Here is a 26,588-nt window from a genome sequence, read left to right as displayed (position 1 = left end):
CGATAGCAAACGTCGGTGCGGCCGACACACGCTTGCCTTCTTCCGAAATTAGCTTATGCTAACCTCACTTTCTCCGAACTTTATCCGGTTTGTCTGGTTGGGAACGGTGAATCGGACAGGAATGAAGTTCCGCGAGAGGGATGTCGTGCACGTTTTACCCGCAAGAAGAGGCCGTTCCGTGCGACGGATCATCGCGATAGCTCTGGTGGCGACCGCAGCGCTGTCCGCGTGCTCGAGCCGCGAATCGAACAGCGCGGACAAGGCGGCTTCGGCCACCATCCAGGTCGTTGATCAGCGCGGACAGCCGGTGACGATCACCAAGGACGTCAAGAAGATCGCGTTCGCGGTCATTCCGGCGCCCGCGATCTTCGCCGCGGTGGATCGCGGTTACGACCGGATCGTCGGCATCAACCAGTCCACCTTGGTCGCCAACAAGGGCGGCATGTTCGCCACCATCTTCCCGCAGTCGGTGCACTCGACGGTCGTTGCCGGGAACAACTTCATCCCCAATGTCGAGACCCTGCTGAAACTCAACCCGGATGTCGTTGTGCAATGGGGAGATCGCGGTCCCGATGTCACCGAGCCGATCACGAAAGCCGGATTCCCGGTGGTCGGATTGAAATACGGCACGCAGGAAAACCTGGAAGGCTGGATCAAGCTCTTCGCCGATATCGCCGGCAAGCCAGCGCGCGGAACGCAACTGGTCGACTGGCTGCACACCGAGATCGACGCGACCCGCGCCGAGGTGGCCGCCGAGAAGACGCCGCGGCCGCGCGCGATGATTCTGTCGCGCGTCGGCGAGGCGTATTCGACCACCTCCGCCAGCGGCTACGACGGGTTCCAATTCGACCTGGCCGGTGCGGATCTGGTGACCAAGGGATTCCCCGGTGATGCCCCGCAGATCACCCCCGAGCAGATCCTCGCGTGGAACCCGGAGGTGATCATGCTCAGCGGATTCGACGAGAGCACGCCCGCGCAGATCTATGCCGATCCTCGGCTGGCCGGGGTGAGTGCCGTGCAGAACAAGCGGGTGTACAAGACGCCGCTCGGCGGCTACCGGTGGCAGGTGCCGGGCGTCGAGTCGCCGCTGATGTGGCAGTGGATGCACGAGGTGCTCTACCCGAAGACCACGCCAAGCGATATGCGCAAGAACGTCCGCGACGGCTTCGACAACCTGTTCGCCTACAAGATCTCCGACAAGGAGATCGATCAGGTGCTGCGGATCGACCTCAACGCGAACTCCGCGGGCTATGACCACTTCCGCGGTTGAGCGCGACGCACCGGTAGTCGACGAGGAGAAGTTCACACCACCTCGGCGGTGGCGTGCCGCAACGGTGATGCTGGTGCTTGTCGTCTTGCTGGTGGTGGTGGCGATCACCGCGCTGGCCGTCGGCCGGTATTACGTGCCGCCCAACGAGGTCGCGCGGTTGCTGCTCGGGCAGGTGTTTCCGCTCGATGAGACCTGGTATCCGCAGGAACGCAGCGTGGTGCTCGACATCAGGTTGCCGAGGGTGCTGCTCTCGATGATCATCGGCGCCGGGTTGGCGGTGACCGGCGCGGTGATGCAGGCGGTGTTCCGGAATCCGTTGGCCAGTGCGCAGGTTCTCGGTGTGTCCTCCGGTGCGTCGTTCGGTGGGGTGCTGGTTTTGCTGGGCGGTGTCGGCGGCGTCTACCTCGTCGGCGGCGCGTTCGCCGGCGGTGTGCTCGCGCTCGTTCTTGTGCTGGCGATCGCCAGGGCGACGCCGGGCTCGCCGCTGTTGATGATCGTGCTCGGCGGCACCGTCGTCGGCGCGATGTTCCAGGCCATGGTGTCGTTCGTGACCTACATCGCCGACCCGTACCGGGAACTGCCGTCGATCGTGTTCTGGCTCTTGGGTTCGTTCGCCACGGCCAGCTACGGCAAAGTGCTGGTGGCGCTGGTGCCGATCGCGATCGGCGGGACGGTGGTGCTCGCGTTACGCTGGCGGCTCAATATCCTGGCGATGGGTGACGAGGACGCGCTGTCGCTGGGTTTGCGACCCGCCAGGATGCGCCTGCTGCTGCTCGGTTGCGTCGCGCTGATCACCGCCGGTGCGGTGGCGGTCGCCGGTGTGATCAGCTGGGTGGGATTGATGGTGCCGCATCTGGTCCGAATGATGGTCGGCACCGATAATCGGATCGTGGTGCCGATGAGCGCGCTACTCGGCGCGTCATATCTGACCCTGATCGACACGTTGTCCCGAACGCTGAGCACCGCCGAGATTCCGATCGGCATTCTCACCGCGATGATCGGGGCACCGTTCTTCGTCGTGCTGCTCATCCGCAGTCGGCGCCAGCTGTGGGGTGCCGATGGTTGAGGCGCGCTCGATCTCGTTTCGCTATTCGGCCAAGGGGCCGTGGATCTTCCGGAACGTGTCCGTGGACGCGCGACCGGGCGAGGTGCTCGCGGTGCTCGGGCCCAACGCGCGCGGCAAGACCACGATGCTCAAGTGCCTGTCCGGACTGGTGCCGCCGACCGAGGGAACGGTGCAGCTGTCCGGGAACGTCGGCTTCGTGCCGCAGAGCCATGCGGTCGTGTTCTCGTTCTCGGTGGCCGACACCGTGCTGATGGGCCGGGCCAGACAGGTCAGGATCTACGGCGCGCCGACCCGCGCCGATCGCCGCGCCGCCGCGGCCGCGCTGGCCAGGGTGGGGATCACCCATCTCGCCGAGCGGGATTACGCCCGGCTCAGCGGCGGGGAACGGCAGTTGGTGCTCATCGCGCGGGCGCTGGTATCCGACTGTGCCACCATCGTTCTCGACGAACCGGCCTCGGCGCTCGACCTGCGCAACCAGGCGCGGGTGTTGACATTGCTGCGCTCGCTCGCCGACGAGGGGATGGCGGTGGTGATGACGACCCACCATCCCGATCATGCGTTGCACATCGCCGAGCGGGTGGTGCTGATGGTCGACGCGGACGATCAGCGGGTCGGTCCGACGCGAGAGTTGTTGACCGACAGCGTGTTGAGCGAGTTGTACGAGCTGGATATCGTGACGGCGGACGTCCGGACCGCGAGTTCGATGCGCCGGTTGATCGTGCCCGACTTCGGTAGGGGTGTGTCGTGACGGTGCTGCGGGTGGTGATGGAACCGGGCGTCGCCGAGTCGCAGGGGTGGCGGCGGATCGACGTATACGACCTTCCCGCAACGGATATCACGACGGTGACCGGGCTGTATCTCGCCGCCGATATCGATCAGGAGTTTCTTTTCGAGCATCGGGAGTGGTTGGGGCGGTTCGTGTTCGAGGGCGGTCGGGTCGTGGTGAACGGCCATGTGCAGCGGGTGTTCCTCGACGGGCTGACGCGCTGGCGGAAACTGGATTTCCGCAAGCCCGCGGATCTCGTAGTGACGCGGGTGTCGGAGCATCCGGTGTTCGCGGGTATCGATCCGCGAGTTTTGTTGTACAGCACGGGAACTCCGGGTCGGCTGTCGTTGGAGGAGCTCGAGCGGATCGGCGTCGCCGGATTCTATGGTCGCGGTTACTACCTGGACCTCCCCGACGGGGCGCAGGTGATCCACACCATCGGGCCTACCGCCTGTCCGATCGACTACGTGTACCCCTTGGGTGCCGGACAGGTACTCGTGCACGGCGGTAATGATCTGTTGCAGTTCGCCAGCGACGATCGCGGCACGAGTTTCCTTACCGGACAGGTGCTGTCGTGGTTGGGGCAGCGATGAAGCGGGTTGCCTTCGTACACGGCGGATCACACGGGCAGTTGGCCACGCTCGCCGATCCGGCATTGGCGCCGTACCGAATTCGGCCGGTGCACGTCCGCGAGCTGTCGGCGGACGCCGCGGCCGATGCCGATGTGGTGGTGGTCAGTGATCGGCTGCGGCCGGACCTGCTGATCCCGAATTCGGCAGCACTGCTTGGGTGCCTGGATCGGGGTGCGACGGTGGTGGTGTTCGGCGTGAACGCGGTCGGCGACTGGCTACCCGGCGTTCGCGAAGAAGCCCGGCCGACCGTCTTCTGGTGGTGGCGGACCGGCGAAGACCATCGAGTCCGGTTGCGCGCGCCCGACCATCCGTCGTGGCCGTACTTCGCCGAACGATCGGTGATCTGGCACTACCACGGTGTGCTCGAGCCGCCCGAGGGAGCGGTGAGTCTGGTCGACCTCGAGACCGGCACGGGGGAGCGTGACGGATCGTTGCTCTACCTCGACGAGACCTCGCCAGGGCGGCTGCTCGTGACCACGATGGACCCGGTCTATCACCACGGCTCCGGATTCATGCCTGGCGCAACCCAATTGCTGTACTCCGCGCTGCAATGGGCCACGCGGAGCTGACGAGGAGATGGCATGTCACTGATCGTTCGGGAAGACACGACCACCTTGGACTTCACCTTCGATGACCTGATGAAGTACCACGGCCCCCATTTCCCCGGCGGTGTCGCCCACGCGTACTCCGCGATGCGGGTGGCGCTGCCGCGGCTGGCACCGCTGGTGGAACGCCGAGAGGTGCAGGTACGGACCGCATTCCGCGGGCCAGGCGGCCGGGACGCGGTCGAGATGGTGCTGCGCGCCGTCACCGAGGACCGCTACATCGTCACCGCGGAGCTGGAGAAGCCGGAGCGCGGGCAGGTGCTCGAACGCTACGTATGGGAATTCGGCTACCTCGGCAATAGCGTGACGGTGCAGCTGCGCGACAACGGTTTCGTTGTCGAGGAGTTCATCGCGCTCGGGCGCAAGCCGGATCGCACCGAGGACGAGGAAGCCCGCCTCACGCAGCTCAAGCGGGAAATGACCGCGCGATTGTTGAGCAGGGACGCCGACGAGGTCTACGAGATCGTGTGACACCGCGACGGCTACCGAATGAGCACTGTTACCCAGGCTTCACGGGGGTCGTCCTGCCGTTCGCGGCCCGGCGGGGCAAGATAGCGGCCATGCGCATCGGAGTCTTGACCGGAGGCGGAGACTGCCCTGGACTGAACGCGGTCATCCGTGCCGTCGTTCGCACCGCGAACGGCCGCTACGGCGACGCGATCGTCGGGTTCGAGGACGGTTGGCGCGGTCTACTGGAGGATCGCAAGATCCAGATCCACAACGACGACCGCACCGACCGGCTGCTCACCAAGGGCGGCACCATCCTCGGCACCGCCCGCACCAACCCCGACGTGCTGCGCGCCGGGCTCGGCCGGATCAAACAGACCCTGGACGACAACGGCATCGACGCGCTGATCCCGATCGGCGGCGAGGGCACGCTCACCGCCGCGAGCTGGCTGTCCGACGAGGGCGTCCCGGTGGTCGGCGTGCCGAAGACCATCGACAACGATATCGACTGCACCGACGTCACTTTCGGCCACGACACCGCGCTGAGCATCGCCAGCGAGGCCATCGACCGGCTGCACACCACCGCCGAATCACACCAGCGCGTGATGCTGGTCGAGGTGATGGGGCGGCACGCGGGCTGGATCGCGGTGAACGCGGGCATGGCGGCGGGCGCGCACCTGACCCTGGTACCCGAGGTGCCCTTCGATGTCGACGAGGTCTGCGCCATGATCAAGCGCCGCTTCCAGCGCGGCGACAAGCACTTCATCTGCGTCGTCGCGGAGGGCTCGCACCCTGCGGAGGATTCCGGTTTCACGTTGCGCGCTGGCGGTATCGACGAATTCGGGCACGAGCGGTTCACCGGCGTCGCCCAGCAGCTCGGCGCCGAGATCGAACGCCGCATCGGCAAGGAGGTCCGCACCACCGTGCTCGGCCATGTGCAGCGCGGCGGTAGCCCAACCCCCTACGACCGCGTCCTGGCCACCCGCTTCGGCCTGCACGCGGCAGAGGCCGTGCACGCCGGTCAGTTCGGCCAGATGGTCGCCCTGCACGGCAGCAATATCGATCTCGTCCCGCTGTCGGAAGCGACCAAACAGCTCAAGCGAGTCCCCGACGAGCGCTACCGCGAAGCCGAGGCCTTCTTCGGCTGACCCCTCGAATTCACCAGGGGCACAACCGATCAGCGTGTGCCCGGCCGTGCCGTCCCGGCCGCCGGGCTATTCTGGCGGTCATGGCCGACTTACACGTGAACGACCTGCCGGACGCCGACGTCGCCGTGCTGCGCCGTCGGGCCGACGCCGCCGGACTCCCGCTCCTCGGTTACGTGCGCGAGGAACTGATCGCCCTGGCCCGCAGGCGATCCGCCGACGACACGGTCGTCGAATTCCTCGAATCCGAAGGCCGCGAACTCATCCCGGAGATCGACTCGTCCGCCGTCGCCCTCATCGACACCTACGACCTCCCCGCCGACACCCTCGCCACCTTCGGCCGCCGCGCCTACGCCACCGGCCACCCCCTCAGCGACTACGTCCGCCACGCCCTCACCACCTCCGCCCGCCGCAGCACCTTCGACGACGTCATGCTCGAATTCCACGAAACCCAAGACGGTGAGCCGAGTCTGAACATCGATATGGAGTCCGTCGCGGCCTCGGTCCGCTACGCGCGTGGGGAGTGAGCACCCAGCACCACCAGCGGTCGCTAAGGCAAGCAACGAACCGGCGCTCACGACGGCCGAACTTCGGCAGCGCATGGCCCGTTTCGCCGATGGGCCGAGCGGGGCATCGATAATCGCCGAAATCGACGCCGTCTTCGGTGCGGTCCGGTTGGATGACTGATACCGGGCGCATTGTCTCGGGACATCTCGGTGGGGAGGGCATCGTTGACGTCGCCGATTTCCGGGTCTATCGCCTGGTTGGTGATCGGGTATGTGGCGATTGTGGCTGTGGGCAGGGTGTTGTTCACCAGGGATACGGTGATCGATCGGTTGGTCAATCGGTTGCCGGTGTGGTGTCTGATCGGGCTGGTTCTGTATCGGTGTACGCCGACGCCGAGTGTCAGCAGTGTGACGAATGAGTTGGCGTTGGGGTGCATCGTCATGCTGGGGATGTATCTCTATGGGATGGCTCGGTTGTGGGAGTCCGGCCCGGAAGGCACTTGGCGGCGGCAACGGGTCTACTGCGCTATAGCTGTTGGTTCGGCGTTGTTGATCGTTCTCGCCGGTCCTGCGGCGGGTAGTGCAGGTCGCTTGTCCGAGCAGCTCAATTGGGGTGGGATCGTCGTCTGGACCGCCTTTGCCGCACCGCAGGCGGCGACGGCGGTGATCTTCGCTCGGCTGTGTATTCGAGAGCTGCGCGGTGGCAAGCTCGGGCCATTGGCGAGGGCGTTCTGCTATCTCATGCTGCTGGCTTTTCTGCCGTTCTGGATCGACCTGGCGCTCTTCGTCTTTCAGCTGATCCTCGGGTGGGACTACTTCCCTCCGCACATCGTCCGGGCGGAGCTCATCTTCACCAGCACCGCCGTCGTCGCTTCGACGCTCATCGCCAGCCCGGTGGTCGAACTCCTGCTGGCGCAGGCCGGTTGGGATCGTGACGGGCGGATCTGCCACCGTTTGCGACCGCTGTGGCGTGCTGTCACCGCGGCGGTGCCTGAGGTCGTGATGTCGGCGCCGTCCGATCGCCTGACCCGAGGGGATTCCACCGCCCGGCTGCTTCGGATGATCGTCGAGATCCGCGACGCGCTACTGCATCTCGGTCCATATCTGCCGAATGCCGTGTCCGCGCCCCTGGATGGCCCCGATCGGGAGATCAAGGTCTACGCCTGTCGGCTCGCGAGCGCGGTCCGCGCGCGTAAGGCGGGACTGCGACCCATGGACTCGGACCCCGTGCCGCAAACGTTCCTGACCGCACAGGATTTCGACACCGAATTGCGGCAGTTGCTGGAGTTGGCGCGGGTCTGGTCGGCCGCACGTGCGGCACCGAAAGTTGTCACCGGCGATCGGTAGTGTTGATTCATGCGCACTGGGCGGCTGATCGCGGTGGTTCTGTTCGTTGTTGGTGTGCTGGTCGCGGGGTGCTCGTCGGACTCGAATCCGCCCGAACCGACGACCGGTGACTGGCACGGGATGATCGAGATCCCTGGTCAGCCGCTCGCGGTCGGGGTGACGTTCACCGGTAAAGACACGGCGACCATCGACATTCCGTTGCAGGGTATGGCGGGTGTGCAGCTGAAGGACGTGCAGTCGACGCGCGACGCGGTGTCCTTCGCGATCGCCGATATTCCAGGTGACCCGAAGTTCCACGGGAGCTACGACAAAGGCACCGACAAGATCTCGGGCGACTTCACCCAGAGCGGCAAGACCTTCAAGCTGTCGTTCGAGCGTGGCAAGGTCGCCCCGTTGAACCGCCCGCAAACGCCGCAGCCGCCGTTCCCGTACAAGTCCGAGGATGTCACCTACCGCAGCGGCGATATCACCATCGCGGGCACGTTGACCGAACCGCAGGGCAGCGGCCCGTTCCCCGCGGTCCTGCTCATCACCGGCAGCGGCCCGCAGAATCGCAACGAAGAACTGTTCGGCCACAAGCCTTTCCTGCTGGTCGCGGACACCCTGACCCGGGCGGGCTACGCCGTCCTGCGCGCCGATGACCGAGGCGTCGGCGGGACCGGCGGCAAGCTGGACGACGCGAACTACACCGACCTGGCCAACGACGCCGCGGCGGGCGTCGGGTTCCTGCGCGGCCGCCCGGACATCGATCCGGCGCGCGTCGGCTTGTTCGGCCACAGCGAGGGCGGTTATCTCGCGCCGCTGCTTGCCTCGCGTCCGGACAGCGGTGTCGCGTTCGCCATTCTGATGGCCGGACCGGGTGTGCAGGGCGCCGATGTGCTCATCGAGCAGACCCGGTTGATCGCCGCCGCCGGTGGCGCTGCCCCCGATGCGGTGGACACCCAGGTGCGGCAAACCACCGAGCTGGCAGCACTTTTGAAGGTGGGCGACCTAGCGGGCGCCAAGGAACTCGTCCGCAAGCAGAATGATGCCCTGCCACCCGAGAAGCGTGTGTCCGACGCCGAGGTGGCCGCGTCGATCACCCCGTACTTCGCCGCCCTTATCGCCTACGATCCGGCACCGGCACTGAAGGCGCTGCGCATTCCGGTGCTCGCGTTCTTCGGCGGGAACGATCTCCAGGTGCCGCCCAGCCAGAGCGAACAGCCGATGCGCGACAACCTCGCCGCCGACCCCGACGCGACGGTCCACGTCTTCCCCGGTCTCAACCACCTGATGCAACCGACCAAGACCGGCCTACCCAGCGAGTACGGCAGCATCGAGACGACCATCTCGCCGGACGTTCTCACCTTCGTCACCGGCTGGTTGACGCAGCGCATCCAGCCGAAGTAGGTGTCGAAGGGCGGGGGCGTTCCCGTCCGAGGGTTTACATAGAATGTTCCGCATGAGCACACCCACACTCGACTTGATGGACTACTCGGATGTCATTGCCCGGTTCGAGCCGGTGCTTGGCCTGGAGGTCCACGTCGAGCTGAACACCGCGACCAAGATGTTCTGTGGCTGCCCGACCGAATTCGGTGCCGAGCCGAATACCCAGGTGTGCCCGGTGTGCCTCGGCCTGCCCGGCGCCCTGCCGGTGGTCAACGAAAAAGGTGTGGAGTCGGCGATCCGGATCGGGCTTGCGCTGAACTGTTCGATCACCCCGTGGGGACGGTTCGCCCGCAAGAACTACTTCTACCCTGATCAGCCGAAGAACTACCAGATCAGCCAGTACGACGAGCCGATCGCCACGGAGGGCCACCTCGATGTGCTGCTCGACGACGGCAGCACCTTCCGGGTGGAGATCGAGCGCGCGCACATGGAAGAGGACACCGGCAAGTCGACCCACGTCGGCGGTGCCACCGGTCGCATCCACGGCGCCAGCCACTCGCTGCTCGACTACAACCGCGCGGGTGTGCCGCTGGTCGAGATCGTCACCAAGCCGATCACCGGCGCGGGCGAGCGCGCGCCCGAGGTGGCCCGCGCCTACGTGACCGCGCTGCGCGAGGTGCTCAGGTCGCTCAACGTGTCCGACGTCAAGATGGAGCAGGGTTCGCTGCGCTGCGACGCCAACGTGTCGCTGATGCCCATCGGCGCCAAGGAATTCGGCACCCGCACCGAGACCAAGAACGTGAACTCGCTCAAGAGCGTCGAGGTCGCCGTCCGGTTCGAGATGCGCCGCCAGGGCGCGGTGCTCGCCAACGGCGGCACCATCGTGCAGGAGACCAGGCACTTCCACGAGACCGACGGCACCACCTCGCCGGGCCGCATCAAGGAGACCTCCGAGGACTACCGCTACTTCCCCGAGCCCGACCTGGAACCCGTTGCGCCCGAGGCGGAATGGGTGGACCAGCTGCGCGACACCATCCCGGAGTACCCGTGGCTGCGCCGGTCCCGCATCCAGTCCGACTGGGCGTTGTCCGACGAGGTGATGCGCGACCTGGTCAACGCGGGCGCGCTCGACCTGATCATCGCCACCGTCGACGCGGGCGCTTCCGCGGGCGAGGCGCGCTCCTGGTGGGTCAACTACCTCACCGAAAAGGCCAAGGAGCGCGAGGTTCCGCTGGCAGACCTGCCGATCACACCCGGCCAGGTGGCCGAGGTGATCACCCTGGTCGAAGCGAAGACGGTGAACAACAAGGTCGCCAAGCAGGTCGTCGACTTCGTGCTGGCCGGTGCGGGCGAGCCGACCCATATCATCGAGGCCAAGGGCCTCGGCATGGTCAGCGACGACAGCGCCCTGCAGACCGAGGTCGAAAAGGCCCTCGCCGCCAACCCCGATATCGCCGAGAAGATCCGCTCCGGCAAGGTCCAGGCCGCGGGCAAGATCGTCGGCGACGTCATGAAGGCAACCCGCGGCCAGGCCGACGCCGCTCGCGTCCGCGAACTCGTGCTTGCGGCTTGCAGCTGAGTTCGTCTGGCCCGCAACAGCTTCGGCTGTCCGGCGCCGCGTAGGTCCGGCGTGCCTGTGCGATGAGACGGGCGTAGCTGACCGAACCTGTTCGTGCACAACGGCAAGGGGGCCGACTCCGTAGAGTCGGCCCCCTTGCCGTCGGCGCCTAGTCCGGGCCGTTTCCACCGGCCTGCGGCGGCGGAATGCGCACTACGCGATCGTCAGTTTGGCCCGGCTGACCGTCGGTCTTGTTGACGGTGCCCACCCAGATGGCGCCGTCCGCGCCGACCGCGGCACCGCCGAGCTGACCGTACTTGTCCGTCGCGATCAGGGTCGGGGCCGAGGTGATCGCGTGGGTGGTGGCGTCGGCCGCCGCAAGAGCGAGCGCCTTGCCCTTGGTCAGCGCGATCGCGACGCCGTCGGTCGCGGCGGCGCAGCCCGCGACACCGGGGCGGTCGGGCCAGGTCCACGCCGTGGTGACCACGCCGTCGCTGCCAAGCCGCTGCAGCCGGTCCTCGACCGGGGTGCGGTCGGTGATCCAGATGCTGTCCTTGCTGTCGCGGCAGACATCGCCCGCGACGCCGATGCCCGACACCGCGACCTCCGCGGTAGCGCCCGGCGCGGGGGAGTTCACCCGCAGCAGCTTGCCCGCCAGTGAGGACGGGGAATTCGCGGCGCCGGGATTGCCGGCGTCGCCGGTCAGCACCAACATCTGGCTCGGCGTGGCGAATTCGATGGCGCCGTGATTTCCGCTTGGCCCCTTCGGTATTCCGGTCAGGATGTCCTTCGGCGGCCCGCCACCCTGGGCGATGCGGACCACCCGATTGTCGCTCGGCGTGGTGATGTAGGCGTACATCAGCCCGTCCTCCTGAAAGGTCGGGGAGAGTACGAGGTCGCTGAGGCCGCCGTCGCTGGAGCCGTCCACGTCGACATGCGCGAACTCGCTCGGCGGCGTATCCGGCGCCACCTTGAGGATGCGTCCGGTGCGCCGCTCGGCGACCAGCGCGCCGTCACCGAGCGCGACCAGCCCACCCGTGGTGTCGAGGCAGGTGGCGACCACCGCCGGATCCGGGTCGATGCACGGCCCGCTCGGCCGGGTGGTCGACGTCGGCGGCTGCGACGGTTTCTGCGGGTCGATGTTCGCCCCGTGCAGCGTCGGCTCCGGCGTGAACGGGCTCGACGCCGAATCATCGAACCGCGCGCATCCGGTCACCAGCGCGGACCCGAGCACCAAGCTCACCGCAACGCGACCAACGACAACCAACCTCATAACTCAGACGTTACGGAAAACCATCCGCCCCCGCCCCTCCGGGGGCCCGCGCGTCGTAAGTCGGAAAACCTCTCGGCCACGCCGCGCTGTTAGGGGCCCGCTGTGGGGCGGCGCAGCATAGGGTATTGGCCGTGACCGAGAAGCCGAAAGATACATCCGACCCCTCGGCGGCCCGTAGTTCCGTGCCGTCCATGGCAGAGCAGTCGGCGGTGTCGTCCACCGGTCGAGGCGTCAGCAGTCCGTTTGATTCGCCCACCGAGCAGTTTCCCAAGTTGACCAAAGACATCCCGCACACCGACGACGAGCTCGGCCTTGATCCGCAAGTACCGTCGGTCGGTGCGAGCGGCACCTCGCCGGACGCGCCCCCCGCCTACGCCTACGCCAGCATCCCGCCCGCCGCGAACGCCCCGAACGAGACGGGCCGACTGCGCCGCCGCAATGGCGAAAACCGCCGTGGCACACTGGATTTCGGCCTGTTCCTGCTGCGGCTTGTCGTCGGCGGCATCTTCATTTACCACGGCCTGCAGAAGCTGACCGGATGGTTCAACGGCCCCGGCCTCGACGGCACCCGCGATATGATGGCCAGCGGTGGCTGGGACCACCAGACCCTGGCGGCCATCTTGGTCACCATCGGCGAACTCGGCGGCGGCGCACTGCTCGTCCTCGGCCTGGCCACCCCGTTCGCCGCGGGCGCGGTGCTCGCGGTCATCCTCGACGCCTGGGCCTGGAAGCAAGGCATGATCCCCGGCTTCCAATTCAAGGACGCGGTTCCCACCGGCGTCGAACTCGAAAGCATCCTCGCGGGCACCGCCACCGTCATCATCCTGACCGGCCCCGGCCGCTGGTCCTTCGACCGCAACCGGGGCTGGGCCACCCGCCCCTTCGTCGGTTCCTTCGCGGTCCTGGTCGTCGCCATAGCTGCCGCGGTCCTCACCTACTGGTACCTCCACGGCGGCAACCCGTTTACGGGTATCGGCCCTTTCGACTAACCAAGCCCACGAACGGCGAAGGCCCCCTCCTGAATCGGGAGGGGGCCTTCGCCGTCGAGTGGCTGGGGGAGAACGGGATCCGGCGCCCCTCGATGAGAACGGCGCCGGATGATGTTGGGCGGGGTGTCTTTACGGCACGTAGCGGACCGCGCCCTTGTCGGCCGAGGTCGCCAGGGCGGCGTAGGCACGAAGGGCGGTGGTGACGGGGCGGTCGCGGTTGACGGGTTGCCAGGGGCGTTCGGAGGCTTCCATTTTGGCGCGGCGTTCGGCGAGGACGGCGTCGTCGACCAGGACCTCGAGCGCGCGGGTGCTGACGTCGATGCGGATCTGGTCGCCGGTTTCGATCAGGCCGATGGTGCCGCCGCTGGCCGCCTCGGGGGAGATGTGGCCGATGGACAGGCCCGAGGTGCCGCCGGAGAAGCGGCCGTCGGTGATCAGCGCGCACTGCTTGCCGAGACCGGCGCCCTTCAGGAAGGCGGTGGGGTGCAACATTTCCTGCATGCCGGGACCGCCTGCGGGGCCCTCGTACCGGACAACGAGCACATCGCCCGCCTTGATCTTCTTGCCGAGGATGGCCGACACGGCTTCCTCCTGGGATTCCACCACGAGCGCGGGACCCTGGAAGCTGAACAGCTCCTCATCGATGCCAGCGGTCTTGAGCACGGCACCGTCGGGAGCGATGTTGCCGCGCAACACAACCAGCCCGCCCTCCGTGGTGTAGGCGTGTTCGAAGTCGCGGATGCAACCACCGGCGGCATCGGTGTCGAGCGAGGACCAGCGGTTCTCGGTGGAGAACGGCTCGACCGTGCGCACGCCGCCCGGCGCGGCATGGAACAGCTCGATCGCTTCGTCAGATGCCTTGCCGGAGCGGATATCCCAGGTGTCGAGCCACTCGTCGAAGCTGCGCGTGTGCACGGTGCTCACGTCGGTCTCCAGCAGACCCGCGCGTCGCAGCTCGCCGAGGATGGCGGGGATGCCACCGGCGCGGTGCACGTCTTCCATGTGGTAGTCGGAGTTGGGCGACACCTTGGACAGGGTCGGCACCCGGCGGCTGGTCTCCTCGATGGTGTGCAGATCGAAGTCGACCTCACCCTCCTGCGCGGCGGCGAGGGTGTGCAGCACGGTGTTGGTGGAGCCGCCCATCGCGACGTCCAGGGCCATCGCGTTGCGGAAAGCCTTGGCGTTGGCCACATTCCGCGGCAGTACCGACGCGTCGTCCGCGCGGTACCAACGGTTGGCGATGTCGACGACCACGGTGCCCGCCCGCTCGAACAGCGCCCGCCGCGCGGCATGAGTGGCCAGCGTGGATCCGTTGCCGGGCAACGCGAGTCCAAGCGCCTCGGTGAGGCAGTTCATCGAGTTCGCGGTGAACATGCCCGAACACGAACCACAGGTCGGGCACGCGGACCGCTCGACCTCGCTCAAACCCTCTTCCGACACAGCCGGATTCGCGCTCGCCGAGATCGCGGTGATCAGGTCGGTCGGCGCCTGCGCGACGCCGCCGACGACAACGGCCTTACCGGCCTCCATCGGCCCGCCGGAGACGAACACCGTCGGAATGTTCAGTCGCATAGCGGCATTCAGCATGCCCGGGGTGATCTTGTCGCAGTTGGAGATGCACACCAGCGCGTCGGCGGTGTGCGCGTTCACCATGTATTCGACCGAGTCGGCGATGATTTCGCGCGACGGCAGCGAGTAGAGCATGCCGCCGTGGCCCATCGCGATGCCGTCGTCGACGGCGATGGTGTGGAATTCGCGTGGTACGCCACCCGCGGCGCGCACCGCCTCGGCCACGATCTCGCCGACGTTCTTCAAGTGCACGTGGCCCGGCACGAACTGGGTGTAGGAGTTCGAGATGGCGACGATCGGCTTGCCGAAGTCGGAGTCGGTCATACCGGTGGCGCGCCAGAGTGCGCGGGCGCCTGCGGCATTGCGGCCGACGGTGGTGGTGCGTGAACGAAGCGGTGGCATTGATGGTCCTCGATCTGGGTCGCGGGGGCTGGTGTGCGACTGCGCAGAGTTAGCTCGGCGGCCGCTCCACGGTACTCCCGCGTGGGTATCGGCCTACCTGCCGGTCAGGGCGGCTCGTGGCCGTCATCCCGAACCGTTCTCGGTGTCAGTCCGTGCTGGTGTCGCCGCGAAGGGTGTTCGTCGGCGCTGACGGTTTCGCCGGAGTTGCCGGGCCGTCGGGCTGCGGTGCGTGCGTCGGAGATCGCTCCTCCCGACACGCTGACCACATCGCCGACAACATCCTACCGTCGGTGATTGTTCCTGATCGCGGGCCGCCGCGGCCGCAGTGTCATCGCCGCGCGGCCAACTACTCCGAGCTGTCCTTGCCTGGGACGTCAGCGACCTCGGCCTTGCTGTCTGTGCTCTGGTCTGCGGCTTTGTCGTCATCGGAGGTGGCCTTGCTGTCGGCCTCGACCGCCTCGGTGTCCGACTTCGCCTCAGCCGGTGGCACCGCATACGGATCCGGGATCCGCCCCTGCGACGCGACCGCGAGATCGCGCACCCGGTCATAACTCACCGCGGGCAGTTTCGCCTCGGTGCCATCGATCAGATCGGCCCGCACGTATCCACGTTTCGGGATACGCACCCCCTTCAGCTGAGACCAGTCCAGGTGCCGCGACCCGAACACGGTCCGCAAATCCAGCCCGGTTTCGGAGACCGTCGTCTGCGTCCGCAGCACCCACACGGTCACCGCCACGGGGATAAGCAACAACCACCACAGGCCGATGGGCCAGCCGACGAACATGAAGAACACGCACATGAACAGGATGAACACGCCTAGGAACGCCAGGCGTGGGATGCGGATCACAGTGGCGGCCGAGCCGCCACCCGTATCCGATCCCTCGGGCGCGGTGTGGGACGATTTAGCCGGTGGCACGGACTGATGCGGTGATGACACACCACCATCCTCGCATCCTGGTGAAGGACCCAAGCAGCCGCACTATCCCACATAATGGGACCTGTTTGACTCTTCGGCTCACGCACACATACCGTCATGCGCGTGAATCGAAACGAGCTTCTCGTAATCGGCCGGCGCGTCCAGCGTTGAGCCTGACTATCTGAGTCGAATACGTCAGCTCGCGTTGCGACGCGCCACCCTCGAACAGCCATGCGCTGTCGGGGGTTTTTTGTGTTCGGGCGAAAATCCGAACCGGGCGAATCGCAAGACACCGCATGTCAGATACAAATCCGGGGTCAGAACGACAAGCAGTTAGGAACGAAGACGGTGAGTGCACCAACCGCACGGCCCGGGCCCTCGGCCCGCAGGCCAGCGCCCTCGGCTAATCAGCCGACAGCGCCCGCTGGCAACGCGACAACGTCGGCCAACCGCCGCCAGCTCCCGCCCGAGCGGGTTACCGGCGCGCAGTCGGTCGTCCGCACGCTAGAGGAGCTCGGCGTCGACACCGTATTCGGCATTCCCGGCGGCGCGATTCTCCCGGTCTACGACCCGCTGTTCGACTCGACCAAGGTGCGCCACGTGCTGGTCAGGCACGAGCAGGGCGCGGGTCACGCCGCGACCGGCTACGCCCAGGCAACCGGCAGGGTCGGCGTCTGCATGGCGACCTCGGGCCCCGGCGCGACCAACCTGGTCACCCCGATCGCCGACGCGCAGATGGACTCGGTGCCGATCGTCGCGATCACCGGCCAGGTCGGCCGCGGCCTGATCGGCACGGACGCCTTCCAAGAAGCCGACATCTCCGGCATCACCATGCCGATCACCAAGCACAACTTCCTCATCACCGAGGGCGTCGACATCCCGCGCATCATCGCCGAGGCGTTCTACCTGGCCTCCAGCGGTCGCCCGGGCGCCGTGCTCGTCGACATCCCGAAGGACGTGCTGCAGATGCAGACGACCTTCAGCTGGCCGCCGGAAATGCGGCTGCCAGGCTACCGTCCGGTGACCAAGCCGCACGGCAAGCAGGTGCGCGAGGCCGCGCGGATGATCTTGGAAGCCAAAGCGCCCGTGCTCTACGTCGGCGGCGGCGTGATCAAGGCCGACGCCTCGCCTGAGCTGCTCGAGCTGGCCGAGATGACCGGCATCCCGGTGGTCACCACGCTGATGGCGCGCGGCGCGTTCCCGGACAGCCACCAGCTGAACATGGGCATGCCAGGCATGCACGGCACCGTGGGAGCCGTTGCGGCACTGCAGCGCTCGGACCTGCTGATCACCCTCGGCGCCCGCTTCGATGACCGGGTCACCGGCCAGCTCGACTCGTTCGCGCCGGACGCCAAGGTGATTCACGCCGATATCGACCCGGCCGAGATCGGCAAGAACCGGCACGCCGATGTCCCGATCGTTGGCGATTGCCGTGAGGTGATCGTCGAACTGATCGAGACCTTGAAGGCCGATCCTGCCGCGAAGTCTCCGCTGCTCGACCTCACCGAATGGTGGAAGTACCTCGACGGCATCCGCAAGAGCTACCCCCTCGGCTGGTCGACGCCGAGCGACGGCTCGCTCTCGCCCGAATACGTCATCGAGGCGCTCGGCCGCCTGGCCGGACCCGACGCCATCTACTGTGCCGGCGTCGGCCAGCACCAGATGTGGGCCGCGCAGTTCATCAAGTACGAAAAGCCGCGCACCTGGCTGAATTCCGGCGGTCTCGGCACCATGGGCTACGCCGTCCCGGCCGCCATGGGCGCCAAGATGGGCATGCCGGACAAAGAGGTGTGGGCGGTCGACGGTGACGGCTGCTTCCAGATGACCAACCAGGAGTTGGCCACCTGTGCCGTCGAGGGCGTGCCGATCAAGGTCGCGCTGATCAACAACGGCAACCTCGGCATGGTCCGCCAGTGGCAGACGCTGTTCTACCAGGAGCGTTACTCCAACACCGATCTCGGCACGCACACCCTGCGCATCCCCGACTTCGTGAAGCTCGCCGAAGCCCTTGGCTGCGTTGGCATCCGGGTGGAGCGCGAGGAGGACGTCGAGGACGCGATCCGGCAGGCACAGTCCATCAACGACCGTCCCGTGGTGATCGACTTCATCGTCGGCAAGGACGCCCAGGTGTGGCCGATGGTCGCCGCTGGCACCAGCAACGACGAGATCATGGCCGCCCACGGCATCCGCCCGCTGTTCGATGACGACGAGCAGGCCGCCGAGCCTGCGGTTATCCACGAGGCGATGTCGCATGAGAAGAACAAGGTGAGCGAGGCATGAGCGAGCGCAGCGAGCGAATCAAAGACACAGCTACGAGGGTGCTCGTGGCGGAGCCGAGCGCTAGCGAGGTGGAGGCATGAGTACCACCCACACCCTGAGCGTCCTCGTCGAGGACAAGCCGGGCGTGCTGGCGCGAGTCGCGGCGCTGTTCTCCCGCCGCGGCTTCAATATCGAGTCGCTCGCGGTCGGCGGCACCGAGATCCCCGAGATCTCCCGGATGACCATCGTCGTCACCGTCGAGGACCTGCCGCTCGAGCAGGTCACCAAGCAGCTCAACAAGCTGGTGAACGTCATCAAGATCGTGGAGCAGGATTCCGACACCTCGGTGGCCCGCGAACTGATCCTGGTGAAGGTCCGTGCCGACGCCAGCGTGCGGACCCAGGTGATCGAGGCGGTTACGCTCTTCCGTGCGAAAGTGATCGACGTCTCGCCGGACGCGCTCACCGTCGAGGCGACCGGAACCCGGTCCAAGCTCGACGCGCTGCTGCGCATGCTGGAACCGTACGGAATCAGGGAGATTGTGCAGTCCGGTGTTGTCGCCGTCGGCCGCGGTCCCAAGTCGATCACTGCGACGCGTTAAACGCTTTTAACTAAACAACTTTCAGACCTAAGCAAAGTATCCAGAAGGGAACCAACCAAGTGGCAGTCGAGATGTTCTACGACGACGACGCCGACCTGTCGATCATCCAGGGCCGCAAGGTCGCTGTCATCGGCTACGGCAGCCAGGGCCACGCGCACTCGCTGAGCCTGCGCGACTCCGGCGTCGAGGTCAGGGTCGGCCTCGCGGAGGGTTCGAAGTCGCGGCCGAAGGCCGAAGAGGCGGGTCTGACCGTCGGCACCCCGGCCAAGGTTTCGGCGTGGGCCGACGTGATCATGGTGCTCGCTCCCGACACCGCGCAGGCGTCGATCTTCACCAACGACATCGAGCCCAACCTGAAGGACGGCGACGCGCTGTTCTTCGGCCACGGCCTCAACATCCACTTCGGCCTGATCAAGGCGCCGGAGTTCATCACCGTCGCGATGGTCGCGCCGAAGGGCCCCGGCCACCTGGTGCGTCGTCAGTTCGTCGACGGCAAGGGTGTGCCGGCCCTGATCGCGGTCGATCAGGACCCGAAGGGTGAGGGCCAGGCGCTCGCCCTGTCCTACGCCAAGGCGATCGGTGGTGCCCGCGCCGGCGTCATCAAGACCACCTTCAAGGAAGAGACCGAGACCGACCTGTTCGGTGAGCAGGCCGTGCTCTGCGGTGGCACCGAAGAGCTGGTCAAGACCGGTTTCGAGGTCATGGTCGAGGCGGGCTACGCGCCCGAGATGGCGTACTTCGAGGTGCTGCACGAGCTCAAGCTCATCGTCGACCTGATGTACGAGGGTGGCATCGCCCGGATGAACTACTCGGTCTCCGACACCGCCGAATTCGGTGGCTACCTGTCCGGCCCGCGGGTCATCGACTCCGACACCAAGAAGCGCATGCAGGACATCCTCAAGGACATCCAGGACGGCACCTTCGTCAAGCGCCTCGTCGCCAACGTCGAGGGCGGCAACAAGGAGCTCGAGGGTCTGCGCAAGGCCAACGCCGAGCACCCGATCGAGGTCACCGGCGCCAAGCTGCGCGGCCTGATGAGCTGGGTCGACCGGCCGATCACCGAAACCGCCTGAGTTCCAGCACAATAGCGGCCCGGCACCGATTGGTGCCGGGCCGTTGTGCGCTAGCTGCTGCCGAACAGTCCCTGCGGACGGTTCTGGCGGAACTGCCAGAACGGATCCTGATCGTGGCCACGGTTCGAGAACGGGCCGTTGTTGCAGCTCCAGTCCTTGAACGGGCCGAAGTCGCAGTTGCGGTCGTGGTGTGGATGGTGGCGGACCTGGGTAACGACCGGCACGCCGAGCTGCGCGTCGGCCGACGCGGGAATGGCCAACGCGGTCAACGGAACCGCGGCGATGGCGCCGGCGACAGCCACTCGAGCCAGCATGCGGCGCGAATTAGTGGACTTGGTTGTGGAGAACAACATGGATCCTTTCACTCTGCGGTGAACTGTTCGTTCACCATCCCCCGCTGCGGTCTGCCCACGTGATGCGCGCATCACGCCGACAGGTCGGGATCAACTGTGTCGCCGCTGCTTTGCGGGCGCCCCCGGCATACCCGGCCCGGCACCGACTGCACGGTCTCACTCTTGCGCATTTCGTCCGAAAGGTCACGGGTGCTGACCGGTCTGCGGAAACTTTCAACCTCGGGTACTAGGGGTTAACCCCCAGGGGCGCAACAGGCCCCGAGAATCGACGGCAACAGTCTCGGGGGCTTGATTCTGTGCTGCCCAGGCAGTCGCTGTCGAGTCCCGAATATCGGCAGCAATGTGTCGACGACGGTTTCGGGAGAGGGTAGACCGGCCACGGCTCCCGGTGCGTCAGGGCGGGGTCTTCACGACGTCTGCTCTCGTCGTCTGTTGCGGTGTGGGCGCGACCGGGAGCGGGTCAGCTGTCTATCACGTTGTCGCGCCGACGTTTTCCCAGGTGTTCGGCGATGAGCGGTGCGCCGATTCCGTGCAGGACGACACTGCCGACGACCACCACCAATGTCACGCCGATCACGAGGTAGGCGTCGTCATCTTTGTGTAGTCCGTTGAAGGCGAGCAGTGCGAACACGATCGACGCCACCCCGCGCGGTCCGAGCAGGCCGATCATCAGCCGTTCGCGCCGCGTGAACGGCGACCCGAGCAGCGAGATCGCGACCGGAACGAGGCGGACCACCGTCAGCGCGAGCAGTCCGTACACGATGACCTGCCAGGTGAGCCAGGTGAGTGTGGCGGCGACGTTCCCGACCGCGAACCACATTGCCAGACCGCAGAATTCGGCGACATCCTCGGTCGACTGCAGTGGTTCACCCGGTATCTCCCGCCGCGTCGCGCTGTAGGCGATGCCAGCGAGGAATGCGGCCACGAAACCGTTGCCGTCCAACCACACGGCGACGCTGTAGGTCAGCACCGGTATCGCGATGGTGCCGATGCGCACGGCCCGCGCGTCCGTCCATCGCTTGCGCACGGCGATCGACATGCAGTATCCGGCCACCGCGCCGATCGGCAGGCCGATGAGCACCGACTTCACCACCGCGGGCACCGCCTGCCCGAGCGCGTGCAGCGCTTGATCGGACTCCGCGCTTGCTTCCGCCGCCGCAAGCGCGAACAGGAAGATCGGTGCGACGAGTCCGTCGTTGAAACCGCTCTCCACGTTGAGCGCGTGCCGAACCCGTTCTGGCACACGCAGATCCCGCACGATCGCCTGCGCGGGCACCAGGTCGATGGGGATGACGATGCAGGCGATCAGCAGGATCACCGACCACGAAATGCCCGGCAGCAGAATGAATCCCAGTAGGTAGGCGGCCGCTAGGCTCAGCGGGAAGGCGATGAACAGCAGCCGGAAGATCCCGGTGTGCCGACGACCGGACAGCCCATCGCGCACCTCGGTCGCGTCGGCGAAAAGGAACAGCGCCAAGATGAATTCGACGATCCGCTGCGCCGTGTCGGTGTTGATCGCCGCGGCGAGCCAGTGATCGCTGCTCCAGCTAACCAGCGCGCCGACCACCACCATCGCCAGCGGTGCGGTCACCTTCCAGCGGGCCATCGAGCGTGACAGGCAGGACCACACCAGGATGACCGTCATCGTCGCGGCGATCGCAATGAACATGAGGCTCCCGATCCGTCAGGGCCGCAGGATGAGTCGGATCGGGTCGCCCTCTTTGCGGACGAGCCGGTCGACGACCGCCGGCGCGTCGGCGAGCGGGAACACCCCGCTGATCGAGCGTGAAAGGTCAAGGCGCCCACCGGCGGTCAGCCGAATCAGCTGCGGCACATGGGTCGCATCCGAGCCGTAGTGTCCGCGAATCTGCTGCTGCGCGACCACGAACGGCGCGCTGTACTTGATGGTCAAGGGCTCATTTACGATACCGACCAGGACGAGCCGCCCCTGGCGCGCGAGTACCCGGACCGCTTGCTCGCGCACCGCGGGAACTCCGGCGAAGTCGAACGCGACATCGATACCGCCGCCGCCGGTGGCCTCCGCGACCTTCTTCGCCAAGTCCGGGTCGGCCGAATCGAGCGCCAGATCGGCCCCGAACTCGACGGCCCGCTCCCTGGCGGCGGCGTTCGGGTCGACCGCGATGATCGGATACGCGCCGACAACGCGCAGCAACTGCACCGCATGCGCACCGAGCCCGCCGACGCCCCACACCCCGACGGCCTGCGCGGCCCGGACGTCACCGGTGACCGTGATCGCGGCCCACGGCGTCGAGACCGCGTCCGGAATGATCGCCGCCTGCTCGAACGGCAGGCTGTCCGGTATCGGAATCGCGGTCGCCGCCGTGGCCAGCGCGTATTCGGCCCACCCGCCGTCGTAGTCGACACCACGCGTGTAGATCGTGCCGTTGCGTACCTCGCCCGCCTGCAGCGCCACTCGATCCCCGACCGCGAGCCCGGTGACCTCCGGCCCCACCTGCGCGACCGAACCGGCGACCTCGTGCCCGAGCGTCACCGTGTCGCCCGCCAGTAGCTGCGGCTGCAGTCCGCCGTCGATGAGATGCACGTCGGACAGGCACACCCCGGCGGCCGCCACCTTGATCACGACCTCACCCGCCCCGGGCACCGGCTTGGGTACCTGCTCCATGGACAAGGTGCGCGAGGGGATGTGCAATCGGGCCGCAAGCATTGTTTCCATGCGAGTCCTCCGCAATCAGTTACTCGAAAAGGCCAGTCTGACAGAGATTTCGGGTGACAGGTTGGTCGTTGAACTGGCGTGGATAAGGGATTCTCGGTGCTAGTTTGCCGCACTTCGCACGCTATCAGCAAACATAGGGCTCGGCCTGGTCGAATACCGACTGCGGCCGGTCACGAGCCGTTTTCCACTGCGGCTGTCTTCGTGCCCTGGAGGAGCAATGTGCCGACTCTGGGTTCGGACAAGCGTCAGCGATCACGCCGTTCGGCTGAGCGGGCGTGTCGGCCGCGCATGAAGTGGGCCCCGCGAGGGCTGAGCGCGACTCCACCGCACGGGCATCCACGTGGCCAGCGGGACATGGTGCAGCAGTGCGTGGCGCAGGATCGCTGCGAGTGTCGAGGTCGGCGGCGGTGGTGGGGGCGGGATGACAGGCGTCATCGTGCGAATAGCCACTTCACTATGTCCCGTTCGAGCATCGCCCGGCCGCTCTCTCGTAGGCCTGTTGCCTAGATGTCTAGGGGGCGGCTGGGAGTCTGCTTCGACGGCTAGGCGGTATCGAGGCGGCCGTGACCTACCCCAGCGGCGTCTACCCGACGTTGCGTGCGCCGCCGTCGGGGTTGGCCGGGTCGATGTGCCAGCTCCGGATGCGGCGGGGGTGGATTCGGATGATGTCGTTGGAGAACCATTCGGGCGCGACCGGCGCAACGTCCACCGTCAGGGTCTCCACGACACCGCGGATCTCGACTCCGCGTCCCCAGCCCGGCTTGATCGCGCCGGGCTCGTCCGGGGTCAGGTCGTCGATCAGGAGGCTCACCAATGGGTTGGCCAGAATGTTTCGATAGCGTTGTGTGGCAGCGTGATTCGGCCCGCCGATGTCGATGGTGTCGTCGGGGTTGAGGCGGAAGCCGAGTGGGCTGACCTGCGGGGCGCCCTCGGGTGAGACGGTAGCGAGGCGGGCCAAGCTCTGGCTGGCCAGATAGGCGCGTTCGACGTCGGTGAAACTCATACCGTGACCCTAGAACCTCAAGCACAGTTCAGATCAACCCTCGGTCGGCCGATCTCGGCTCGCGACTATCGAATCCGGGCGATCTAGACTCTTACTGATGAGTAAGTTCTTCGGCTCCGTCGATGAGGTGACTCGGCGGCTCACCGATGCCGGGTACCTCCCGTCCATCGATATCGCCACCGCCGTCTTCCTCGCCGACCACCTCGGCAAGCCCCTCCTGATCGAGGGGCCCGCCGGCGTGGGCAAAACGGAGCTGGCCAAGGCCGTCGCCGCGGCGTCGACCGCCGACCTCATCCGCCTGCAGTGCTACGAAGGCATCGACGAGGCCCGCGCCCTCTACGAGTGGAACCACGCCAAACAACTGCTCCGCATCACCGCCACCGACCACGAGGCCTGGGACAGCACCCGCGACCACGTCTTCACCGAGGAGTTCCTGCTCGCCCGCCCGCTGCTCGCGGCCATCCGCAACCCGCGCCCCACCGTGCTGCTCATCGACGAACTCGACAAGGCCGATGTCGAACTCGAAGGCCTGCTCCTCGAGGTGCTCGGCGACTACCAGGTGAGCATCCCCGAACTCGGCACCATCACCGCCGTCCGCAAACCTTTCGTCATCGTCACCTCCAACGCCAACCGCGACCTCTCCGAAGCGTTGAAGCGCCGCTGCCTCTACCTCCACATCGACTACCCCACAGCCGAATTGGAACGAGCCATCGTCCGCATGAAGGTCCCCGAACTAGACGAAGCCCTTGGCGAACCGGTAGTCCGCGTCGTCGGCGCCTTACGCGAAATCTCCCTTCGCAAGCCGCCCTCGATCGCCGAAACCATCGACTGGGCAAGAACTCTCGTTGCCCTCGGCACCCGCTCGCTGACCGGCGGTGTCGTCCGCTCCACCCTCGGCGTCCTGCTGAAATACCAAGCGGACCACCGCATTGCGTCCGAACGCCTGTCGCTGGACTCCGATGAGGGGACGCAGAGGTGAGCGGTCACTCAGTAGTCGGCGTTGGCCGGCTCGATGCCGGTCAGCAGAGTGGCCACCACGGCCAGATCGCCCGCCTGGGCGATCATCACGACATCATCAGCGCCTCACCCGGTTGGCTTCTTCCGATCTCGCACCACGCAGACACCGCGCTTTCGGAGCCGCTCGAGTCGGAACCTGTGGGCTGGGACAGCGCGGCGATCGTCGATCACAGCGCGGCCGAACTCGTGTTGTCCGCACCGACCCCGATGGTCCAAACGGAGGCCGCGGCATGACGTCGACTCGCCACGGTCCAGCTGCTCCGCAACAACCCTCCGACACGATCACTGATCGCCTCGTCGAGTTCGTAGGACTCCTACGTGACCACGGAATCACTGCGGGCCCCAGCGAAACCATCGACGCCGCGGAAGCCATGCTCGCCCTCGGACTGTCGGACCGAAACCGACTGCGTTCGGGTATGGCCGCTTGCTTACTCCGCCGCAACGGTCAGCGTGCGGTCTTCGATCAACTCTTCGACCTCTATTTCTTGACGACCGAACAGCCGCGGTCGGCATTACCCGCAACGCCGGAATCCATTGATTCACTTCGAGATCGACTCGCCGCCGCGCTCACCGAGGACGACCCGTCCGCCGCCGCTGACCTCGCCCGTCAAGCACTGACCGAACTCGGCGCGTACGGGGGAGCGGGCACCGGCCAGTCCGACACCCCCGTCACCACCGCCTCCGGCGCAGGCTGGTCCTCCTACCTGACCATGCGAGCCCTGAACCCAGACGACCTCCTCGCCCGCATCACCGCGGGCACAAGCGGCACAACCGAACTCGACACCGCCGTCCGCACCATCGAAGCCAACCGCCGCCTCACCGAATTCCGCACCGCCGTCCAAACCGAGGCCCGCCTACGCTCCGCCCAACTCCGCGGCACCGAATACATCGCCCGCCGCGGCGTCGAATCCAGCGCCGACCAGATCGATTTCCTCGGCGCCCGCGAACAAGACCTGGCCGAAATGCGCCGCCTGGTAAACCCTTTGGCCCGCAAACTAGCCACCCGTCTAGCGGCCCGCCGCCGCAAATCCGTCCGCGGCCACATCGACATGCGCCGCACCCTCCGCCGCTCCATGGCCACCGGCGGCGTCCCCATCGACCCCGTCCTGCGCGCCCGCAAACACGGCCGCCCCGACCTGGTAGTCCTAGCCGACCTCTCCGGCTCGGTAACCGGCTTCGCCGAATTCACCCTCCACCTGATCCAAGCCCTCCAAGATCAATTCACCAAGGTCCGCAGCTTCGGCTTCATAGACACCTGCGACGAGGTAACCCCCTTCTTCACCCGAGGTGACCCACCCACTCCAGGCCTGGCCGCCCGAATCGTGCACGAAGCCAACGTAGCCCGCTACGGCAGCAGCAACTACGGCGAAGCCCTCCAATCCTTCACCGACAACTACCTCGAAGCCCTAGGCCCCCGAACCTCCCTCCTAATCCTCGGCGACGCCCGCACCAACCGCACCACCCCCAACCTCCCCGCCCTCCAAACCATGTGCGACAGAGCCAAACACGCCTACTGGCTAAACCCAGAACCCGCCCGCTCCTGGTCCACCGGCGACTCCGCCGCCCACACCTACGCCGACCACATCACCATGCACGAATGCCGCAACGTCAAGCAGCTCGCCGAGGTTGTTGGACGACTCTTACCGACGTAGGAGGACAATTTGCTCCCGCCGGGTACGGCCTAATGGGTTGAACATGGTTTACGCCAATTCAGGCATGCGCGCCCTC

At 66.6% G+C, this 26,588-nt stretch carries 24 protein-coding genes; 17 read left to right on the top strand and 7 right to left on the bottom strand.

Annotated elements, in window-relative coordinates:
* Positions 1–178: 178 nt before the first annotated feature.
* The 11 genes from OG203_RS14020 (at position 179) to gatB (ending at position 10,731) form a co-directional block, all read left to right on the top strand.
* On the top strand, positions 179–1,270 hold the full coding sequence (locus OG203_RS14020; protein WP_405166080.1) for an ABC transporter substrate-binding protein: 1,092 nt from the start codon (positions 179–181) through the stop codon (positions 1,268–1,270).
* The gene (locus OG203_RS14015) at positions 1,251–2,336 is read left to right on the top strand and encodes a FecCD family ABC transporter permease (RefSeq protein ID WP_405166079.1); all 1,086 of its coding nucleotides are present in this window, start codon (positions 1,251–1,253) and stop codon (positions 2,334–2,336) included. The genes OG203_RS14020 and OG203_RS14015 overlap by 20 nt, the downstream gene beginning before the upstream one ends.
* Complete coding sequence (locus tag OG203_RS14010; protein ID WP_405166078.1) at positions 2,329–3,084, top strand: ABC transporter ATP-binding protein; 756 nt, start codon at positions 2,329–2,331, stop codon at positions 3,082–3,084. The genes OG203_RS14015 and OG203_RS14010 overlap by 8 nt, the downstream gene beginning before the upstream one ends.
* Positions 3,081–3,695, top strand: coding sequence for a hypothetical protein (locus OG203_RS14005; protein WP_405166077.1), 615 nt, complete (start codon positions 3,081–3,083; stop codon positions 3,693–3,695). The genes OG203_RS14010 and OG203_RS14005 overlap by 4 nt, the downstream gene beginning before the upstream one ends.
* Positions 3,692–4,303, top strand: coding sequence for a hypothetical protein (locus tag OG203_RS14000; protein WP_405166076.1), 612 nt, complete (start codon positions 3,692–3,694; stop codon positions 4,301–4,303). The genes OG203_RS14005 and OG203_RS14000 overlap by 4 nt, the downstream gene beginning before the upstream one ends.
* Before the next feature lie 12 nt (positions 4,304–4,315).
* The gene (locus tag OG203_RS13995) at positions 4,316–4,810 is read left to right on the top strand and encodes a hypothetical protein (RefSeq protein WP_405166075.1); all 495 of its coding nucleotides are present in this window, start codon (positions 4,316–4,318) and stop codon (positions 4,808–4,810) included.
* 89 nt (positions 4,811–4,899) lie between these two features.
* The gene (locus tag OG203_RS13990) at positions 4,900–5,934 is read left to right on the top strand and encodes an ATP-dependent 6-phosphofructokinase (protein WP_405166074.1); all 1,035 of its coding nucleotides are present in this window, start codon (positions 4,900–4,902) and stop codon (positions 5,932–5,934) included.
* Positions 5,935–6,014: 80 nt separating this feature from the next.
* Positions 6,015–6,458 (top strand): hypothetical protein, encoded by a 444-nt coding sequence (locus OG203_RS13985; RefSeq protein ID WP_405166073.1) that lies wholly within the window; start codon positions 6,015–6,017, stop codon positions 6,456–6,458.
* A 204-nt stretch (positions 6,459–6,662) separates the two neighbouring features.
* A complete protein-coding gene (locus OG203_RS13980; protein WP_405166072.1) occupies positions 6,663–7,784 on the top strand; it encodes an MAB_1171c family putative transporter in 1,122 nt (373 codons plus the stop codon).
* Positions 7,785–7,793: 9 nt separating this feature from the next.
* Positions 7,794–9,173, top strand: a complete 1,380-nt coding sequence (locus tag OG203_RS13975) for an alpha/beta hydrolase family protein (protein WP_405166071.1) — start codon at positions 7,794–7,796, stop codon at positions 9,171–9,173.
* A gap of 52 nt (positions 9,174–9,225) precedes the next feature.
* Positions 9,226–10,731: an Asp-tRNA(Asn)/Glu-tRNA(Gln) amidotransferase subunit GatB gene (gene gatB, locus OG203_RS13970; RefSeq protein ID WP_405166070.1), complete on the top strand. Its 1,506-nt coding sequence runs from the start codon at positions 9,226–9,228 to the stop codon at positions 10,729–10,731.
* 148 nt (positions 10,732–10,879) lie between these two features.
* On the opposite strand, the gene OG203_RS13965 is transcribed toward gatB, so the two are convergent.
* Positions 10,880–11,983, bottom strand: coding sequence for a PQQ-dependent sugar dehydrogenase (locus OG203_RS13965; protein ID WP_405166069.1), 1,104 nt, complete (start codon positions 11,981–11,983; stop codon positions 10,880–10,882).
* Positions 11,984–12,114: 131 nt separating this feature from the next.
* Here OG203_RS13965 and OG203_RS13960 point away from each other — a divergent pair, with 131 nt between their 5' ends.
* A complete protein-coding gene (locus tag OG203_RS13960) occupies positions 12,115–12,972 on the top strand; it encodes a DoxX family membrane protein (protein WP_405166068.1) in 858 nt (285 codons plus the stop codon).
* Positions 12,973–13,101: 129 nt separating this feature from the next.
* Here the strand turns inward: OG203_RS13960 and ilvD are convergent, their stop codons facing one another.
* Complete coding sequence (gene ilvD, locus OG203_RS13955; protein WP_405166067.1) at positions 13,102–14,943, bottom strand: dihydroxy-acid dehydratase; 1,842 nt, start codon at positions 14,941–14,943, stop codon at positions 13,102–13,104.
* A 346-nt stretch (positions 14,944–15,289) separates the two neighbouring features.
* On the bottom strand, positions 15,290–15,880 hold the full coding sequence (locus OG203_RS13950) for a PH domain-containing protein (RefSeq protein ID WP_405166066.1): 591 nt from the start codon (positions 15,878–15,880) through the stop codon (positions 15,290–15,292).
* Positions 15,881–16,207: 327 nt separating this feature from the next.
* On the opposite strand from OG203_RS13950, the gene OG203_RS13945 reads away from it, so the two are divergent.
* The 3 genes from OG203_RS13945 (at position 16,208) to ilvC (ending at position 19,792) form a co-directional block, all read left to right on the top strand.
* Positions 16,208–18,139, top strand: coding sequence for an acetolactate synthase large subunit (locus OG203_RS13945; protein ID WP_405166065.1), 1,932 nt, complete (start codon positions 16,208–16,210; stop codon positions 18,137–18,139).
* A gap of 76 nt (positions 18,140–18,215) precedes the next feature.
* On the top strand, positions 18,216–18,719 hold the full coding sequence (gene ilvN, locus OG203_RS13940) for an acetolactate synthase small subunit (protein ID WP_107658505.1): 504 nt from the start codon (positions 18,216–18,218) through the stop codon (positions 18,717–18,719).
* Positions 18,720–18,790: 71 nt separating this feature from the next.
* Positions 18,791–19,792, top strand: coding sequence for a ketol-acid reductoisomerase (ilvC, locus tag OG203_RS13935; RefSeq protein WP_405167871.1), 1,002 nt, complete (start codon positions 18,791–18,793; stop codon positions 19,790–19,792).
* A 50-nt stretch (positions 19,793–19,842) separates the two neighbouring features.
* Here the strand turns inward: ilvC and OG203_RS13930 are convergent, their stop codons facing one another.
* The 4 genes from OG203_RS13930 to OG203_RS13915 form a co-directional block, all read right to left on the bottom strand.
* Positions 19,843–20,145: a hypothetical protein gene (locus tag OG203_RS13930; protein ID WP_405166064.1), complete on the bottom strand. Its 303-nt coding sequence runs from the start codon at positions 20,143–20,145 to the stop codon at positions 19,843–19,845.
* 460 nt (positions 20,146–20,605) lie between these two features.
* Positions 20,606–21,814 carry a cation:proton antiporter gene (locus OG203_RS13925; RefSeq protein ID WP_405166063.1) on the bottom strand — a complete coding sequence of 403 codons (1,209 nt, stop codon included), beginning with the start codon at positions 21,812–21,814 and terminating at the stop codon, positions 20,606–20,608.
* Positions 21,815–21,829: 15 nt separating this feature from the next.
* Complete coding sequence (locus OG203_RS13920) at positions 21,830–22,840, bottom strand: zinc-binding dehydrogenase (RefSeq protein ID WP_405166062.1); 1,011 nt, start codon at positions 22,838–22,840, stop codon at positions 21,830–21,832.
* A gap of 583 nt (positions 22,841–23,423) precedes the next feature.
* A complete protein-coding gene (locus OG203_RS13915; RefSeq protein ID WP_405166061.1) occupies positions 23,424–23,843 on the bottom strand; it encodes a PPOX class F420-dependent oxidoreductase in 420 nt (139 codons plus the stop codon).
* Positions 23,844–23,940: 97 nt separating this feature from the next.
* On the opposite strand from OG203_RS13915, the gene OG203_RS13910 reads away from it, so the two are divergent.
* Both OG203_RS13910 and OG203_RS13905 read left to right on the top strand, forming a co-directional pair.
* Positions 23,941–24,822, top strand: a complete 882-nt coding sequence (locus tag OG203_RS13910) for an AAA family ATPase (protein ID WP_405166060.1) — start codon at positions 23,941–23,943, stop codon at positions 24,820–24,822.
* A gap of 268 nt (positions 24,823–25,090) precedes the next feature.
* Positions 25,091–26,512 carry a vWA domain-containing protein gene (locus OG203_RS13905; RefSeq protein ID WP_405166059.1) on the top strand — a complete coding sequence of 474 codons (1,422 nt, stop codon included), beginning with the start codon at positions 25,091–25,093 and terminating at the stop codon, positions 26,510–26,512.
* Positions 26,513–26,588: the final 76 nt, after the last annotated feature.

Source organism: Nocardia sp. NBC_01499 (assembly GCF_045040275.1).
GTDB lineage: Bacteria > Actinomycetota > Actinomycetes > Mycobacteriales > Mycobacteriaceae > Nocardia.
This window is presented reverse-complemented; position numbering and strand designations above follow the sequence as displayed.